A 15,521-nucleotide genomic window follows, 5' to 3' on the forward strand; every position below is an offset into this window, starting at 1 on the left:
AGTACTTCACCGGACCCGACGGCAAGAAGCATCTTATGGTAGCGAGCTCTCCAAGGCCGCCCTGGCGGGCTGGGAGCTCATCAGTCTGAACGTCGAGGAATACAGGCACTTCGACTCTGCCCGCGACAAGCGGGGGCTACAGCTTGGCCGAATACCCGTATCAGCAGACGAGGGCCATTAAACAGCGCGCCGTCTTCAAGAAGCCCTGACCAACCCTCACCCTGAGATCCCCGGTTGCCCAATGGTGCGGGGGTCTCATCTTTCTGCGGTTCCATCTAAGACGGACGTGCCGATAGGTCCAGATGATCGCAAGTGATCGTTCCAGACATCGTCACGGTAGAGATCTTGGCAATCGCCTCTTCGCCGGCGGTTGCCGATGCGGGGGCCGCGACGCCAGCGCCGGCGAAGGTTACAGTCTTGCGATCCGCGCTGATCGCGATACGGTCCGGCCCGAGTTCCATGTCGGTAAGACTGCTCGCCGTCCAGGATGTCCCCTGTGGGACTTCGGCGTCGATGAAGTTGACCGTCACGGTCGGATTTCGCTCGCCCTCCACCCCCTCCGACCAGGTGATTCTAATGGCCGCATCCCCCGCGGGCCCTTTGCCCGCCACGAACTCCCACCCGACCGGATCATCGTCGACATATCCGTACTTTGCGATGCAGGCAGCTTTGCTGGCCTGCACTATGCCGGTCCAACTGCCGCCGATCACGGCATTCGCACCAGGTCGCGCCAGCGGCCTCAGCGGCGGTACCGGCGGCGGCAGTGGATCGGGTTCGACACGGCGAACGAAGCGCAGCGCGGGTGGACGTTGAGGTCTGGCGCTCAACGTCGCCGCGGACGACGTCGGTGGTCGAGTCGGTGCCATCGCTGTCGGTGATGGCACAACGGCGCTGAACACTGGGCCAGCCGATTCAGACCCGCCGGGATCGTCGATCGAGCATCCCGCCAGTGCTGATGCCGTCACGACAAGCATCACCGATAGCCGACACCCGATGCCCCAGCCACGCGTTACCATGGCGTGATCATGCCAGGAGCGACCACTGCCTGAGTCGTCGCATCTCTAGTGCATCAGTCCGACCATCCGGCCGTCACCGCGTGTCCGCAAGGCGGTCGTTCAGCGAGACACCCTTCGGACGGCCGGCGGATAGCCAGGCCGACTAGGTCGCGCAGTCTCATAAGCCCCGTACGGTGGCGTGTCCCGAAAGCTGCTCCCTATTCGGCGTCCGGTGCCCTTTGAACTGCGTGACATCCTTGGCAATAGCGTCCTTTGGCCATTCAGCAACGCGGGATGTAGCCGAAGTGCGAAGTGCGAGTCGTCGATTCTACGTCAGATCACGGCGTCCCAACATGCCTGCTTCGCGAGATCCATCGGTGTTTCGTACGTCGATTCGAACCAGTCCTCGAAGGATTCGCTGCGCTCGCCGACGGTTAGATACGCCCTCAGATCGGCCACAGCCTTGTAGGCTTGCTTGACCGCGGGGAAGTGGAGATTGGGCCTCACAGTATTATCATCCTCGTCAACAATGAGCCGACCCTGCTTGTTCTCAGTTTCGATATCGTCACACCTATCTGGGAAGTTGTAACGTTCCGGTGTGCGCATTTCTTGACCGGCGGCCTCGTGCCACACGGCCTCAGCAACTACCGTGCTCAATTTGCGAAGTGCCGTTGCTACGGTATCGCGTAGCGCCGCGAATCGCTCGTATTCATCGGCAGGAAGGTCGGCTTCCTGAATCGCAGCTTCGGTTTTGGCCTTCTTGAGTTTCGCGTAGCGATCCTTCAGTTTCGTCAGTTCGTCGTTCTTCTTGTCAAGTAGCTCCTCTGTGCTTTTGAGTTCCTCCTCGAGGCGCTGCATGTCATCAGCGCTGGGCGGAGCCTTCAGCGGCGCAGGCACAAGCCCCTTACGTAGCTCCGACTTCCATTCGGCCTTACCCTCACCGAACGACGTCGACTGAAACTCGAAACCCAGCTCACGGATCCGATCGGACAACTCCTCCAGAACGGCACTGTCGTCAGCTTGCTTAATCAAAAGGCCGGGCAGTACGCCCTCCAACTCGGACCTATCCATCCCCGGCGCAAGGACAGGGAAGAGCACATCACGGGCCCAGGCCGCGCCCAGTTCCGCCACACACACTGGCCGTGCCTGGTAGGTCGGAGTGACCATGGCGATGATGAGCGCGGAGCCGGAAGCCTCACGGTGTACTCGATCCATCAAGGGCTCGCCCGATGAAACGCCCATGTCCGCAGCCGATGAATAGAAGATGTCGCGTGCATGGAGAGCTGCGCCCCGCACCAAGATGCTTGTTACGAACTTCTTTACGTATTCACCGTCCGCGTGCGCGTGCGAGACGAAGATCCGTGGCCCATGCTTGTTGTCACTCAACTGAATCCCCTTGCAGTGATGATTGTGCCATTCGGACCCTAATGGGTTAAAGGCCAAAGTGTGTGTACAGATCCCCAGATTTCGACCTCGGGTGATGGCGGGTTAGACATGCGCTGAAAGCATGTTCGGTGTCAGGTCGTCGGAAATCACCGGTGTGTGGTGTACGCGGCCATAAGCTCGTCAAGAACGGAACCACCAGCGTCGGCCGGACCCGCTGGCGCTGCAAAGACTGCGGCGCCTCCAGCACCCAGAAGCGCCCCGACATTACCCGCAAAGCCGAACTCACTGCTTTCCACACCTGGCTCCTCGACGGTCGACAACCCGACCACGTCAGTACCCGCACCTTCCGCCGCTCACGCTCCTGGTGCTGGAACATCGACGTCTCACCACCCACGCCAACGACCGAACCCGCACACGTTGTTGATGCTCGATGGCACCTACTTCCAATCCTATGCCTGCTGATCGCCTTCGACGGCACTCACGTCGTCGACTGGCAATGGTGCGACCGCGAGAAGGGGTCGCTGGCAACAGATCCTGCAACGCAAACCCGCACCGCACATCGCGGCCATCGACGGCGGCCAAGGACTGCGCGCAGCGATCGCCGACGACTGGCCCACCACCAGGGTCCAACGCTGCTACTTCCACACATTCCAGACCGTCCGCCGCCACCACACCTACAACCCGAGAACCGATGCCGGACGCGGAATCGTCACACTGACAACAGCTTTGATGAACATCCGCAACGCCGACCAAGCCGTGCTGTGGCTGCAGGCCTACAACGACTGAGAACAGGAACACGACCGATTCTCCGACATCGGACCTAAGCCCGCACACACACCGACCGCCCCAAAGGCGTCGCCGAGGCCAGCACCTGGTGGTACACCCACCGCGATCTACGCAAGACACGCAGCCTGTTCCTAAAGCTCATCGCCGCCGACCACCTGTTCACCTGGATCGACCCCCGACTGACCAACGAAGAGCACCCGCTGCCGCGGACGACCTCGCCGCTTGAGGGCGGCCCCAACAAGGCCCTGTTCCGCGCGCATCGCGGATTCCTCACCGAACACGCCCGCCGCGCCGCGGAATGAATACTTAACAGCCTCACCGCCCATCACCACGACCCGTGGAGCATGGTCCGCGCCGAGCACTACAACCCTCCACCTGCGCGACCCAAGCAAACATCGCTCGACGACGAACACATCGGCCCCGCCACCGACGACGCCGGCTTCAACTGGGAAGATGGCAACGGCATCCAACACGGTTGGGGAGGCCGAAACCGATAAACCGCCCCCACGCCACGCCCGGGCCGTACACACATCTTCGCCTTTAACCCCACAGCCGGTCGGCCGCTTGGTGCGGATCTGTAGCGCCCCATAACCATTTATGTCTGATCCCAGACTACCGAGACTCCGCGAGTAACCACAGCCATGCCGATTCCTGAGTACCGCACAAGAACCGCGACCCCTCGCCACAAGCCTCATCGGAAAGCAGAAAACCCGCCGTGACCAGCGGGTTTATCTTCGTGGTCCCGGCTGGGATCGAACCAGCGACCTCCCCGGTGTGAACGGGACGCTCTTCCACTGAGCCACGGGACCGCGCGCGACGCCGCAAGGCGTCGGTGCACGAGGGGAAAGACTACACGGATCGACGCCGGGAACCCAAATCGCGGTCTACGTGTGCGTCCCGGTGCGATCGCGACTCCCACCCGCTGCACACTTCCTACTTTTCGAGCCTCTGACCAGGCGATTTGGTAGAAGCGTGTCCGTCGGATAATGTTCTGCATCGCATCGCGAGCAACAAACGGTCCACAAGATCAGCTCGCGAAGCATGCGGATGTAGCGCAGCTGGTAGCGCATCACCTTGCCAAGGTGAGGGTCGCGGGTTCGAATCCCGTCATCCGCTCGGCGCGAGTCGACTCGCATCTGGTGGTGTGGCCGAGTGGTGAGGCAACGGCCTGCAAAGCCGTGTACACGGGTTCGATTCCCGTCGCCACCTCCAAACCACCAATTTCATACCCGCGCGATTAGCTCAGTGGGAGAGCGCTTCCCTGACACGGAAGAGGTCACTGGTTCAATCCCAGTATCGCGCACCATGAGATCCCGCTGTTCGCAGCGGGATCTTTTCGATTCGCGCCAGGTTCCAGTTGTGTGGGATGCAGGGGTACAAAAATGCCCCCGAGGATCCCACGCAACACCGGACCTACCCCCTCCGGATGGCTTCGACACTGCGTTGCGCAATGACTGCCTCATCCAGAGACGCGGGGCGCACACCATTCGGCCGGCCCGCGAGCTGATCAAGGAAACTGAGCAATGCCGTTCTGGCGTCTGGGCCGGACGCCTCGACGACGAGGTCGTCGTTCACCCGCAGAGTCCCGTCGTCGACCCGATAGAGGCGACCGACATCGTCACGCGCCGCCACATAGAATCCGAATGCGACTTCTGCGGACACCTGGACATGGACCTCCGCCGCTCCGACACGCAGCAAGGCGCGCCCACCGCTGTCACTCAATCCATCAGTGGCTGAATAGAATTCAGTGTCAATCACCTCCACTTCCGTATTCGGCCAGATGAGATCAATGAGGTGAGTCAGGTGTATCCCGAGATCGACAAACGATCCCGATCCTCCGCTGCGGGGATCGACCATCCACGACGCGTCGCCGTCGAACACGCCACGACGTCTGCCGTCGTGTCCGAAGGTGAACGACGCACTCACTGGGGGCGCGGCAAGGAGTTCCAGGAAGCGCGCCACGGCAGGCACGTGGTGTAAGAAGAAGCCTGTCGCCGTCGGCACGTCACGCAGCGTTGCCGCAACGACCAGAGCCTCGTCCTCAGTGCGGCCCAACGGCTTTTCGATGAAGCATGCGACGTGCGCACTCGCCACCTCGCGCGCCTGGCGCAGGTGAGCAGTGGTGTTTCCGTTCAGGATCACTGCGTCGACGGAGGCGAGACAGTGAGGTGTCTGGTCCGCGGGGATGACATCGACCATCCCTACGGCAGGATGTGCGTCGAGAGCAGCGAGATGGTCGCTGACGTGGACGTGGGTTCCACCCCACAAAAGAACTCGCACGTCTTCACGCTACGAGTTCTGTGCGGTGCGTGCGTTGTGCTTGCGTTCGCCGCCCGAGTGCGATCTGATGACCGACTGACACGGGGTGCCGACACGAGGTCGGCTGAGATCACACCCGTCGAACCTGCTCCAGCTAACACTGGCGAAGGGATGGTCTGGAAATGCCTGTGGCGCTACCACTTTCCGAGCATGTCGTGATCATCACCGGAGCCGGGCGGGGTCTGGGTGCCGCCATCGCACGTGCCGCCTCCGCCGAGGGCTCCCGAGTGGTGATCAATTACCGGAACAGCGCCGACGCGGCGCTGGCACTCGCCGACGAACTCGGGGATCGTGCCCTCGCCGTGCGCGCAGATGTCACCGATCCCGCAGCCGTACGCACCATGGTCGACGAGGCGAGCGCGTACTTCGGCGCACCGATCACCGCGGTCGTCAACAACGCGCTGCCCGATTACTCGTTCAACGGTGACGCCCGGTCCACCGCCGACACCCTCACGACCACTGAACTCGACGCACAGTTCCGTGGGATCGTCGGCGGCGCGCTCACCGTCACGCAGTCCGTTCTCCCCGGCATGCGGGAAGCCGGCATCGGACGCATCGTCAACATCGGGACGAATCTCGTGCAGAACCCGGTCGTCCCCTACCACGACTACACCGCGGCCAAGGCCGCACTCCTGGCGCTGACACGCACCCTGGCCGCCGACCTCGGGCCCGACAACATCACCGTCAACATGGTCTCGGGCGGGCTGCTGCGCACCACGGACGCGAGCTCCGCCACACCGCCGGAGATCTTCGACGCGATCGCGGCGTCGACCCCGCTGCGGTCGGTCACGACTCCCGAGGAATTCGCCGACGCGACACTGTTCTTCCTGTCGCCGTGGTCGAGGTCCGTGACCGGCCAGAACTTGGTGGTCGACGGCGGTCTCGTCAAGGACTGACCGATCGCAGGCATACTGCGACCATGAACATCGACTACCGCGCGGGAAGTTTCACCGTCTTCGACGCCGCGGGCAACGGCACGAGATTCGACGGCGACAGCCACAAGTGGGAGATCACCGACGGCATGTTGATCGTCAACTCCACGACGACCACCGGCGACACCGGTGCGATGGCCTACGAAGTCACCGAACTCCGTGAGGTGTTCGCGGGATCGTGGCGCCTGCAGATCGAATGACGGCACACAGCAGGAGTGCCGGGCAAACGACGGTTCGACGCAGCGGGCGAGAACTACACTGATATGCATGGATGCTCATATGACTGCGCCCGCGTGTGACAACCCCGACTGCACCTGCGGTCCCGAGTGCCAGTGCGGGGACAACTGCACGTGCGGAAAGAAGTAACGCCGATCCCGTCGAATCGTTCGGTCGAGGTCGGATCCGTCGGGAACGCCGACAGGTCAGACGCGGATGGCGAGACCCGACAGGTGGTCGTCGAACTCGTCTCCGATCCCTCAGAGGCTCCCGACGTGGCCGCCGTTGCGGCAGCGACCTTTCCGCTCGCCTGTCCCCCGCATTCGGCACCCGGCGACATCACCGAGTTCATCCGAACCAGCCTCGACGCACAGTCCTTCGCCGACTACATCGCCAGCGACCAGAGTGACGTCCTCGTGGCGCGCACCGGAGAAGGCACGATCGTCGGCTACTCGCTGGTGCACCATCGACCCCCCTCCTCGCCGGAGGTGGCTGCTGTGATCCACGAGCGGCAGTCCTCGGAGATCTCGAAGATGTACGTGCTTCCCGATCACCACGCCCGCGGGCGGAGCACCTCACCGTCGCGAGCGCTGATGGCCGCCGCGCTCGACGCCGCCCGCGCGCGTGGCAGTGTACTCGCCTGGCTCGGGGTGAACCAGGAAAACACTCGCGCACAACGGTTCTACGCCAAGATGGGATTTCAGCGCGCAGGCGTGAAGACCTTCGACCTCAACGGCAGCATCGAACACGACTACATCCTGACCCGGCCCTTGTGACCGCTCGTCTGTGATGATCGCTCGGTGGGGATCGCTCTGTGGTGATCGCTCTGTGGTGATCGCTCTGTGGTGATCGGCGACGGTCAGCGCACCGGAACGTCGAGCGCCCTTGCGAGAGTCGGCCATGCGCGGTGCAGATCCTCGTTCCAGTAGCCCCACGAGTGCAGTCCCTGCCGAAAGTTGTAGGTGATCGTCACGCCTGCGCGATCAGCCTTCTGCTTGAACGCCTCGGTGCACCGCAATGCCGCGTTCTCGAGGACACCTCCGACCGGCGATGCGATCCCGGCGATGCCGAGTGAGAGGTCGGGCAGCCCGTTGCCGACGGCAACGTAGATCGGCTTGCCGCGCAGCGCCGCGATGTGTTCGGCGGGGTCGTGCGCCGCCCACAACGGGTCGGTGATCGGCCCCCACATGTTGTCGGGATTGCCGCCGCGGGTCTGCACGGTTGCCGCCGTGGCGCGACGGAAGTCGGGCGTTCCCTGGTCCAGACATCCGCTGAACGCCGCTACGCCCGAATACATCTGCGGGTTACGTACCGCGATCGACATCGCGCCCAGTGCACCCATCGACAGCCCGCCGATCGCGGCGACGCCATTGGTGTCGAACCGCTGCGCGATCAGCGGCGGCAACTCTTTGGTCAGGAACGTCTCCCACCGGTTGTTTTTCAGGACCGGGTCACTCGAACGCCAATCGGTGTAATAGGAGCCCGTGCCACCGATCGGAAGCACCACGTACACCTGCTTGTCGGCCATGAACTTCTCGATGTCGGTCTGATCGGTCCAGCCGCTCTCGGTGTAGTTGGTGTAGACACCTCCGTCGATACCGTCGAGAAGATACAGCGTCGGATGCGGCTTCGAGCGATCGCGCGGCATCAGCACACTGACGGTGATCCGTCGTTTCATCGCCGCGGAGTACGTCGTCACCTGCGCGCGCGTCGCGGTAGCCATCCGTACTGCCTCGATGCGCGACGCATCGGTGGCGACGGCCGGTGCCGCGGACGCCGGTGCCGAGACCGCCACCCCCGCACCCACCATTCCCGAGCACAGTGCCATCACACACGCGGCAACAGTCATCTTCAGACGCACAATCAGCCCCCCAGGATCGAGTTGGGCGAGATGCCGACACACCTCGCCGCCGAGCGTGCGGGTCTCGCCCCCGATTCCGCCACGCTACTGACGAGTAAGTACATCATCTCGGGGCTTCAGTGCACACGTGAACACTGAAATTCGCACCGCGCCGACGATCCAGCGCCTCCGCGCCCATGCGGCGTCGACAATCGACGTCAGCCCACGCACTGGCGACGCCAGCAACGGGATGCGAGTCGGGTGGATTCGGTCCAACGACCGCGAAAAACGGTCAGCCGATGGCTGATTCAGACGATCGCGACAGAGCGAGGAGACGCGACGTCGCGCGCAGATACTTCTTGCGATATCCGCCTGCGAGCATCTCGTCGGTGAAGATCTCGTCCAGCTTCCCGCCGGAGACCGTCACCGGGATGTCGGCGTCGTATAGGCGGTCGGCGAGTACGACGAGACGCAGCGCCACGGACTGGTCCTTCGCGGGGTGCACACCACTGATGCAGACCAGCGAGACGCCGTCGACCAGCGCCTTGTACTTCGACGGATGCAGCGTGCTCAGATGCTCGCAGAGCGCGTCGAAGTCGTCGAGTGTCGCGCCCGGCGTCGACTCCGCCAGAGCGACCAGATCGGTCTCGCTGCGCGGATCCGGGGCGGGCGGCAGGTCACGATGTCGGTAGTCGGGACCGTCGACACGGACGGTTTCGAACACTGACGCGAGTTTGCGGATCTCGCGCAGGAAGTCCTGCGCCGCGAAACGGCCCTCACCGAGTTGTCCGGGGAGCGTGTTCGACGTCGCCGCGATCGAGACGCCCTGTGCGGTGAGTTCGGCGAGCAACCGCGAGATGAGCATGGTGTCGCCGGGATCGTCGAGTTCGAATTCGTCGATACACAACACCGAGTGATCGGAGAGCCGCTCCACGGCCTGCATGAATCCGAGCGCGCCCACGAGATGGGTCACTTCGACGAACGTCGCGAACGACTTCGGCTCGGGCATCGCGTGGTAGATCGACGCCAACAGGTGCGTCTTGCCGACGCCGAACCCGCCGTCGAGGTAGAGGCCGATGCCCTGCTGTTGTTTGTTGCGGGAGAACAGCCCGCGTTTGCCGCTGCGGACCTTGCGTGCGCGCGTCACGAAGTCACGTGCCGCGGCGACCGCCTCCGACTGCGTAGGCTCGTTCGGGTCAGGGATGTAGGAGTCGAAGCTGACCTCGTCAAAGGTCGGCGGCGGCACCATCTCATCGATGAGAGCGTCGGGAGACACGACCGGATTGCGGTCGACAAGACTGGCCACCATAACCGGAGCCTAGCGATAGCTGTCGGAAGGACGGGATGCTCTACCTGCAGAAAGCGACCCAGGTCACATTCTCGCCGGACAACGACCTCGACGGTCTGGCTGATCTGTACGCCTATCCATCCGATCTGGATGGGTCGTGGTTGCGGGTCAACATGGTGTCGACGCTCGACGGCGCGTCGGCGTTCCAGAACAAGTCGGGCGGCCTCGGGGGTGCGGGAGACAAGGCGATCTTCCGGGTTCTCCGCGGTCTGTGCGACGTCGTACTCGTCGGCGCGCGCACCGCGACCGCCGAGGGATACGGTCAGCCTGAACCCGACACCGCCTTCACCGAACGGAGGTCGGCGGCGGGTCAGCGACCCGCACCCCGCCTGGCCCTGACGACGCGGTCGCTGACGATCGACCCCGACTTCGCGCCACTGCGCGATCCCGGCACAGTCGTCATCACCACCGCCGGAGCCGACCCCGAGCGTCGGGCACGCCTCGTCGACGCCGGCGCCACGCTCGTCGATTGCGGCGACGACTCGCTCGATCCCCACGTCGTCACGAACTACCTGGCCGCCAGTGGGTCCCCGCGAATCCTGTGCGAGGGAGGCCCGAGCCTGCTCGGCTCGTTCGTCGACGCCGATCTGGTCGACGAACTCTGCCTCACGATCAGCCCGAACCTGGTGTCCGGCGACGCGCCGCGTATCGCCCACAGCGACAACGACGACGCGGCACTGCACCGTCTGCGCCCCGTGCATCTCCTCACCGACACCGACGGCTATGTCTTCAGCCGGTGGAGCCGTTGACTACGCTCGCCCCCATGCGATCTGCGCGAGGCGGACACCGACGGTCCGGACGATTCCGCCACCCGTGGACGTCCGCTGCCGTCGGCATCTGCGCAGTCATCATCGGTCTCGTGACGTCGTCGTGTGCGGTCGGACCCGACACCGGGCCCGGGCTGGTGCCTGCCGGCGAGGGTGGCGGCGGACAGTCGGCGCCACCGTCGAGTGCCGCACCGCAGATCCCGGCGCTGCAGACACCGCGCAACGACCTCGACTGGAAGGACTGCGGCACTCGCGTCGCCGCCGACTACGCGACGTCGGCGCCCGGTGGGGTCACGATCGAGTGCGCGAGTCTGCCCTCGCCGATCGACCCCGACCGTCCGGGAGACACCATCGACGTCGCCCTCACGCGCGCGCGGATCTCATCCACCCCCGCCGACGCCCCTCCCCTGGTGCTGACGTCGGGTTCCGACCTCCCGTCGTCGCGCACCCTCCTGCTTCTCGCGGGCGGCGCGGGCAAGAAACTGCTCGCAAGCAACCCGGTGGTGGCGGTCGACAGGCGCGGAATCCAACAGAGCGGCGCCCTTGACTGCCTGACGCGCGACGAACGCCAGACGATCCAGAACAACGGGCTGACCAGCGGCTCGCCGGAGACGCCTGCGCGGCTGACGCGGCTGTCGGCAGCGGCGTCGACCGCTTCGGACGGCTGCACCGAGACACTGACACCCAACCAACTCCACTTCGGCATCTCCTACGCCGCATCCGATCTCGAATCGTTGCGTAAGCGATGGGGCGTCGACAGGCTCGGGCTGATCGGCGTGGGCGAAGGCTCCGACGTGGTGATCGCCTATGCCGCCCAGTACGGGGGGCGCACCGGGCGCATGATCCTCGACACTCCGACGCCGTTCGGCGCGAATGCTCGCGACACGGGCGCCAGCAAGGCGACCGGGGTCCAAGCGGCACTGCGGACCTTTGCACAGCGCTGCGCCTCGCTGCCGTCGTGTGCTTTCGGCGCGAACGGAACCCAAACCATGCAGAGCGTGCTCGACAAGGGTCGCGACGGCAGATTGGGGGCGCTGTCGGACACCGACGCGCTCGCCGCGATCACCACCGCCCTGGCCCTGGCCCCCAACGACGCGGACGGCATCGATTCGGTGGCCTCAGCCATCGAATCCGCTGACAACGGCGATACCCGCGCACTCGCCGGGTTCGCCGCAGACGCGACCTCGTTGCGAACCTCCGACGGACAGATCGTGGCCGCGTGCAACGACGTTTCCGGTCCGATCGGCCAGAACGAGATACCCGGACTCGCCACGACGTGGAGCAAGCAGAACCCGCTCACCGGAACCAACACGGCTCTGTCACTCGGTCGGTGTCTCGGCTGGGCGTCGACGCCCACGGTCAATCCACCAAACTCCTACCCCGTTCCACCGCTGCTCCTCAACGGCTCCGGCGACCCGATCAACGGTGGCGACGGCATCGCGACCGTCACCACTGTGCTGACCAAGGCCGGCGCTGAGTCGGTCAGCGTGACGTGGGACGGCCTCGGCTACTCGGTGCTCGCCCGCAGCGACTGCGCGGCCGACGCGGTGGCCGACTACGTCAGGCAGGCGCCGCTGAGCGGACCGTCGGAGCGCGGCTGTCCGGCGTGACCGCCCTCTGCTGCGCAGACGGGCGAATTGCACGGTGATCACTCGGCGGGGCCGCCTCGGTGTCGCGGGCCACTCGTAGTACGGTTCGCGGGTGGCCTCTCTCGACCGGATTCTCTACCCACAGATGAACGTCCAGCGGATCATCCCACTGGTGCTGTGGCCGCTCACGATCATGACGGCCATCCACCGGTCGGTGATCCTCGCCGTCAACGGCGACCGCACCGACGACTTCACGCCTGTCTATCAGGCGGCGCTGCGGTTCATGAACAACCAACCGGTCTACAACGAGAACCTCAACACCGTCGATCCCCACTATTTGTATCCGCCGTCGGGGACGCTGTTGATGGCGCCCATCTCCGTGATCGACCCGCAGACGTCACGCTGGGTCTTCATCGGGGTCAGCGTGCTGGCGCTGGTGATTTCGGCGATTCTGCTGACCAAGCTGTTCGGCTACTCGATCAAGTCGTGGGTGTTGCCGACCATCCTCTTCTTCTTCTTCATGACGGAGTCGACGGCACACACTCTGATCTTCACAAACTTCAACGCCTTTGTGCTGCTTGGCATGTCGGCATTCATGCTGCTGATGATGAAGCGCCAGGACCTCTGGGCCGGGGTGCCGATCGGCCTGACCATCGCGGTCAAGCCGGTCCTCGCACCGCTGCTACTACTTCCGCTGCTCAATCGTCAGTGGCGCATTCTCGTCACCGGAATCGGTGTGCCGCTGATCCTGACGATCATCGCGTGGCCGTTGTCGGCCGATCCGGACGCCTTCATCCACAGAACACTTCCCTACCTCGGTGAGGCCCGCGACTACTACAACAGCTCGATCGCGGGCAACGGCGCCTACTTCGGCGTCGCACCGTGGCTGGTGCTCGTCCTGCGCATCGCGTTCGTCCTGATGGCAGTGTTCGCCCTCTGGTTCCTGTATCGGTACTACCGGACCACCAACGAACTGCTGTGGCTGACGACATCGTCCGGGGTGCTACTGACGACGACGTTCCTGGTGGGCGCTCTCGGCCAGGGCTACTACTCGATGCTGCTGTTCCCGCTACTGATGACCGTCCTGATCCCCGGGTCGACGATGCGGAACTGGCCAGCCTGGCTCGGCGTGTACGGATGCATGACGTTCGACTCCTTCTATTCGCAGAAGTGGACGGCCTTCGGCTGGATGCTCGAGTACAACAAGGTCACCTACGGCTGGTCGTTGTTGATGATCGCCGTGTTCTGTTCACTGTTGTTCCGCTACCTCGACATCCGCGGCCAGGGCCACTCAGTGGTGCAGCGCAGGCCCGAGGTGTCCGCAGCCACGTCAACGCCGAAGGAGTCGGCCGCGGCCACACCGTGACTCGGCTTGCCGGTGGTGGCGGAGCCACCCCTCCACTCGTACCGTTGGGGTATGACCTCTGAGCTTTCCGGAAACCCGTCGACGTCGGATCCGCAGACGCCCGACCAGCTGTCCGACCTCACCGATGAACAATGGCGCGAACGCCTCTCCCCACAGGAGTACCGCGTCCTGCGGCAGGCGGGTACAGAAGCCCCGTTCGTCGGCGAGTACACCGACACCAAGACCACCGGCGTCTATCGCTGCCGGGCATGCGGCGCCGAACTGTTCCGCAGCGATCAGAAGTTCGACTCGCACTGCGGCTGGCCGTCGTTCTTCTCACCGTTGGCTGGTGACGCGATCATCGAACGCACCGATGATTCGTTGGGAATGACACGCACCGAGGTGCTGTGCGCGAACTGCGGAAGCCACCTCGGCCACGTGTTCGCCGGCGAGGGATACGACACGCCCACCGATCTGCGCTACTGCATCAACTCGATCAGCCTGACCTTGGAGCCGGACGAGGACTGAGCAGCCCGGCCGATCAGCAGCCGAGTTGATCGGCCAGGTCGTCAAAGCCCGTGGCGCGGAAGTCGTCGAGGGGATTCGGGGTTTCATCCTTGTGTACCGCTCCCCACTCCCGGGGGCGTTCGATGTAGGCGGTGCGCAGCCCGCACGCTCGAGCCGCGTCGAGGTCCGACGCGTGCGTGGCGACCATCAGGACATCTGACGGCTCCACCTGCATGAGGCGCGCGATCCCGAGATATACCGCCCGCGAAGGTTTGTAGTGCCGCCACAGGTCAGCCCCACCGAGAAAATCCCAGTCGAATCCGTTGTGCTTGGCCATCTCGGAGAGCAGTGCCACGTTGCCGTTGCTCAACGCGGAGACGACGAACTTCGACGTCAGTCTGCGAATTCCGTCTGCCGAGTCGGGCCACCCCGGGATGACGTGCCAGGCGTGGACGGCGGTGTCCAACTGCTTCGGAGTCGCCGTGATGCCGTATGAGTCCCGCAGTAATTCGCGGTGCAGATCGTCGAGCAGTGTCCACTGCCTGGCACCTGATTCGACCTCCCCCAGCGCCGGCGCGTAGGTGCCTCGCCAGTCGCGTGCGAGCTGCGCGCTGTCGACAGTCGGAAACTGTTCGGCCAGAACGGCGCTCACACCGGAATGCCAATCGGTGACGGTACCGAAGGTGTCGACGGCCAGGACCGTGACCACGTGCCCTCCTTCTTGACCTGAGGAGTTCTTGAGCTGAGGGTCTTTGGCCTAGGGCAGTGCGTCGACGAGGTCGGTGACCTCGGTGCGTGGCCCCGTGAAGAACGGGACCTCCTCGCGCACGTGACGGCGCGCCTCGGTGGCACGCAGGTCACGCATGAGGTCGACGATGCGGTGGAGTTCGGGCGCCTCGAAGGCGAGCAGCCACTCGTAGTCGCCGAGCGCGAACGACGCGACGGTGTTGGCGCGCACGTCCTTGTAGCCGCGCGCGGCCATGCCGTGCTCGGCGAGGATCGTGCGCCGCTCGTCGTCGGGCAGCAGGTACCAGTCGTACGACCGCACGAAGGGGTAGACGCAGATGTACTTGCCCGCCTCCTCGCCCGCCAGGAACGCGGGGACGTGGCTCTTGTTGAATTCGGCGGGACGGTGCAGAGCGGCGGCACTCCACACCGGGTCACATGCCTGGCCGAGCAGGGTCTCGCGGCGGAATCGGCTGTAAGCGGCCTGTAACTGTTCGATGGTCTCGGCGTGCCACCAGATCATGAAGTCGGCATCGGCACGCAGTCCGGACACGTCGTACACGCCGCGCACCACCACCCCCTCGTCCTCCAGCGACTTGAAGAAGTCGGTGGCATCGGACTTCGCCTGGTCGCGGTCGTCGCCGAGCTCACCGGGGCGCACAGCGAAGACCGAGAACATCAGGTAGCGAATCGTCGAGTTCAGTGCGGAGTAATCGAGGCGGCTCATACGGTCAATCGTGCCACCGCGGTGCTGATCGGCGACAG

General features: G+C 64.4%; 14 protein-coding genes, 4 tRNA genes, 1 pseudogene and 1 riboswitch. Of the genes and pseudogenes, 11 read left to right on the forward strand and 8 right to left on the reverse strand.

What is annotated here, in order from left to right:
• Positions 1–275: 275 nt before the first annotated feature.
• Positions 276–710: a hypothetical protein gene (locus GOOTI_RS19885; RefSeq protein ID WP_039994433.1), complete on the reverse strand. Its 435-nt coding sequence runs from the start codon at positions 708–710 to the stop codon at positions 276–278.
• A gap of 618 nt (positions 711–1,328) precedes the next feature.
• The gene (locus tag GOOTI_RS19890) at positions 1,329–2,381 is read right to left on the reverse strand and encodes a toll/interleukin-1 receptor domain-containing protein (RefSeq protein WP_007240409.1); all 1,053 of its coding nucleotides are present in this window, start codon (positions 2,379–2,381) and stop codon (positions 1,329–1,331) included.
• 128 nt (positions 2,382–2,509) lie between these two features.
• Here GOOTI_RS19890 and GOOTI_RS25340 point away from each other — a divergent pair.
• Positions 2,510–3,664 (forward strand): annotated as a pseudogene (locus tag GOOTI_RS25340) (IS1249 family transposase).
• Positions 3,665–3,904: 240 nt separating this feature from the next.
• On the opposite strand, the gene GOOTI_RS19905 reads toward GOOTI_RS25340, so the two are convergent.
• Positions 3,905–3,976, reverse strand: a tRNA-Val gene (locus GOOTI_RS19905).
• A gap of 234 nt (positions 3,977–4,210) precedes the next feature.
• Here GOOTI_RS19905 and GOOTI_RS19910 point away from each other — a divergent pair.
• From GOOTI_RS19910 to GOOTI_RS19920, 3 genes are all read left to right on the forward strand, one after another.
• Positions 4,211–4,283 (forward strand) — tRNA-Gly (locus tag GOOTI_RS19910).
• Between the two features lie 22 nt (positions 4,284–4,305).
• Positions 4,306–4,379 (forward strand) — tRNA-Cys (locus GOOTI_RS19915).
• A gap of 19 nt (positions 4,380–4,398) precedes the next feature.
• Positions 4,399–4,473: transfer RNA gene (locus tag GOOTI_RS19920), tRNA-Val, on the forward strand.
• Positions 4,474–4,580: 107 nt separating this feature from the next.
• On the opposite strand, the gene GOOTI_RS19925 is transcribed toward GOOTI_RS19920, so the two are convergent.
• Positions 4,581–5,447, reverse strand: coding sequence for a Gfo/Idh/MocA family oxidoreductase (locus tag GOOTI_RS19925; protein WP_007240411.1), 867 nt, complete (start codon positions 5,445–5,447; stop codon positions 4,581–4,583).
• 71 nt (positions 5,448–5,518) lie between these two features.
• Positions 5,519–5,615, forward strand: a riboswitch (TPP riboswitch).
• On the opposite strand from GOOTI_RS19925, the gene GOOTI_RS19930 reads away from it, so the two are divergent.
• The 3 genes from GOOTI_RS19930 (at position 5,609) to GOOTI_RS19940 (ending at position 7,410) form a co-directional block, all read left to right on the forward strand.
• Positions 5,609–6,382, forward strand: coding sequence for a 3-oxoacyl-ACP reductase (locus tag GOOTI_RS19930; protein ID WP_007240412.1), 774 nt, complete (start codon positions 5,609–5,611; stop codon positions 6,380–6,382). (Overlaps the previous riboswitch by 7 nt.)
• Positions 6,383–6,405: 23 nt before the next feature.
• Positions 6,406–6,618 (forward strand): hypothetical protein, encoded by a 213-nt coding sequence (locus GOOTI_RS19935; RefSeq protein WP_007240413.1) that lies wholly within the window; start codon positions 6,406–6,408, stop codon positions 6,616–6,618.
• A gap of 249 nt (positions 6,619–6,867) precedes the next feature.
• Positions 6,868–7,410, forward strand: coding sequence for a GNAT family N-acetyltransferase (locus GOOTI_RS19940; RefSeq protein WP_007240414.1), 543 nt, complete (start codon positions 6,868–6,870; stop codon positions 7,408–7,410).
• Between the two features lie 83 nt (positions 7,411–7,493).
• On the opposite strand, the gene GOOTI_RS19945 is transcribed toward GOOTI_RS19940, so the two are convergent.
• On the reverse strand, positions 7,494–8,483 hold the full coding sequence (locus GOOTI_RS19945; protein ID WP_039994439.1) for an alpha/beta hydrolase: 990 nt from the start codon (positions 8,481–8,483) through the stop codon (positions 7,494–7,496).
• 283 nt (positions 8,484–8,766) lie between these two features.
• Positions 8,767–9,783 carry a cell division protein ZapE gene (gene zapE, locus GOOTI_RS19950; protein WP_007240416.1) on the reverse strand — a complete coding sequence of 339 codons (1,017 nt, stop codon included), beginning with the start codon at positions 9,781–9,783 and terminating at the stop codon, positions 8,767–8,769.
• Positions 9,784–9,818: 35 nt separating this feature from the next.
• Here zapE and GOOTI_RS19955 point away from each other — a divergent pair, with 35 nt between their 5' ends.
• The 4 genes from GOOTI_RS19955 to msrB all read left to right on the forward strand — a co-directional run bounded on the left by GOOTI_RS19955 (position 9,819) and on the right by msrB (position 14,051).
• The gene (locus GOOTI_RS19955; protein ID WP_007240417.1) at positions 9,819–10,571 is read left to right on the forward strand and encodes a pyrimidine reductase family protein; all 753 of its coding nucleotides are present in this window, start codon (positions 9,819–9,821) and stop codon (positions 10,569–10,571) included.
• 14 nt (positions 10,572–10,585) lie between these two features.
• The gene (locus GOOTI_RS19960; RefSeq protein ID WP_083835969.1) at positions 10,586–12,199 is read left to right on the forward strand and encodes an alpha/beta hydrolase; all 1,614 of its coding nucleotides are present in this window, start codon (positions 10,586–10,588) and stop codon (positions 12,197–12,199) included.
• 91 nt (positions 12,200–12,290) lie between these two features.
• Positions 12,291–13,544 (forward strand): glycosyltransferase family 87 protein, encoded by a 1,254-nt coding sequence (locus tag GOOTI_RS19965; RefSeq protein ID WP_007240419.1) that lies wholly within the window; start codon positions 12,291–12,293, stop codon positions 13,542–13,544.
• A 51-nt stretch (positions 13,545–13,595) separates the two neighbouring features.
• Complete coding sequence (msrB, locus tag GOOTI_RS19970; RefSeq protein ID WP_007240420.1) at positions 13,596–14,051, forward strand: peptide-methionine (R)-S-oxide reductase MsrB; 456 nt, start codon at positions 13,596–13,598, stop codon at positions 14,049–14,051.
• 13 nt (positions 14,052–14,064) lie between these two features.
• Here msrB and GOOTI_RS19975 read toward each other — a convergent pair whose 3' ends face one another.
• Positions 14,065–14,739: a haloacid dehalogenase type II gene (locus GOOTI_RS19975; protein ID WP_007240421.1), complete on the reverse strand. Its 675-nt coding sequence runs from the start codon at positions 14,737–14,739 to the stop codon at positions 14,065–14,067.
• A gap of 48 nt (positions 14,740–14,787) precedes the next feature.
• Positions 14,788–15,483, reverse strand: a complete 696-nt coding sequence (gene hemQ, locus GOOTI_RS19980) for a hydrogen peroxide-dependent heme synthase (protein ID WP_007240422.1) — start codon at positions 15,481–15,483, stop codon at positions 14,788–14,790.
• Positions 15,484–15,521 lie beyond the last annotated feature (38 nt).

The organism is Gordonia otitidis NBRC 100426, assembly GCF_000248075.1.
GTDB classification, from domain to species: domain Bacteria; phylum Actinomycetota; class Actinomycetes; order Mycobacteriales; family Mycobacteriaceae; genus Gordonia; species Gordonia otitidis.

Excerpts from the sequence above, each read along its gene's own strand:
- GOOTI_RS19930 (WP_007240412.1), top strand. The coding sequence starts at position 5,609 with ATGCCTGTGGCGCTACCACTTTCCGAGCATGTCGTGATCATCACCGGA.
- GOOTI_RS19935 (WP_007240413.1), top strand. The coding sequence starts at position 6,406 with ATGAACATCGACTACCGCGCGGGAAGTTTCACCGTCTTCGACGCCGCG.
- GOOTI_RS19945 (WP_039994439.1), bottom strand. The coding sequence starts at position 8,483 with ATGACTGTTGCCGCGTGTGTGATGGCACTGTGCTCGGGAATGGTGGGT.
- zapE (WP_007240416.1), bottom strand. The coding sequence starts at position 9,783 with ATGGTGGCCAGTCTTGTCGACCGCAATCCGGTCGTGTCTCCCGACGCT.
- GOOTI_RS19955 (WP_007240417.1), top strand. The coding sequence starts at position 9,819 with ATGCTCTACCTGCAGAAAGCGACCCAGGTCACATTCTCGCCGGACAAC.
- GOOTI_RS19960 (WP_083835969.1), top strand. The coding sequence starts at position 10,586 with ATGCGATCTGCGCGAGGCGGACACCGACGGTCCGGACGATTCCGCCAC.
- msrB (WP_007240420.1), top strand. The coding sequence starts at position 13,596 with ATGACCTCTGAGCTTTCCGGAAACCCGTCGACGTCGGATCCGCAGACG.
- hemQ (WP_007240422.1), bottom strand. The coding sequence starts at position 15,483 with ATGAGCCGCCTCGATTACTCCGCACTGAACTCGACGATTCGCTACCTG.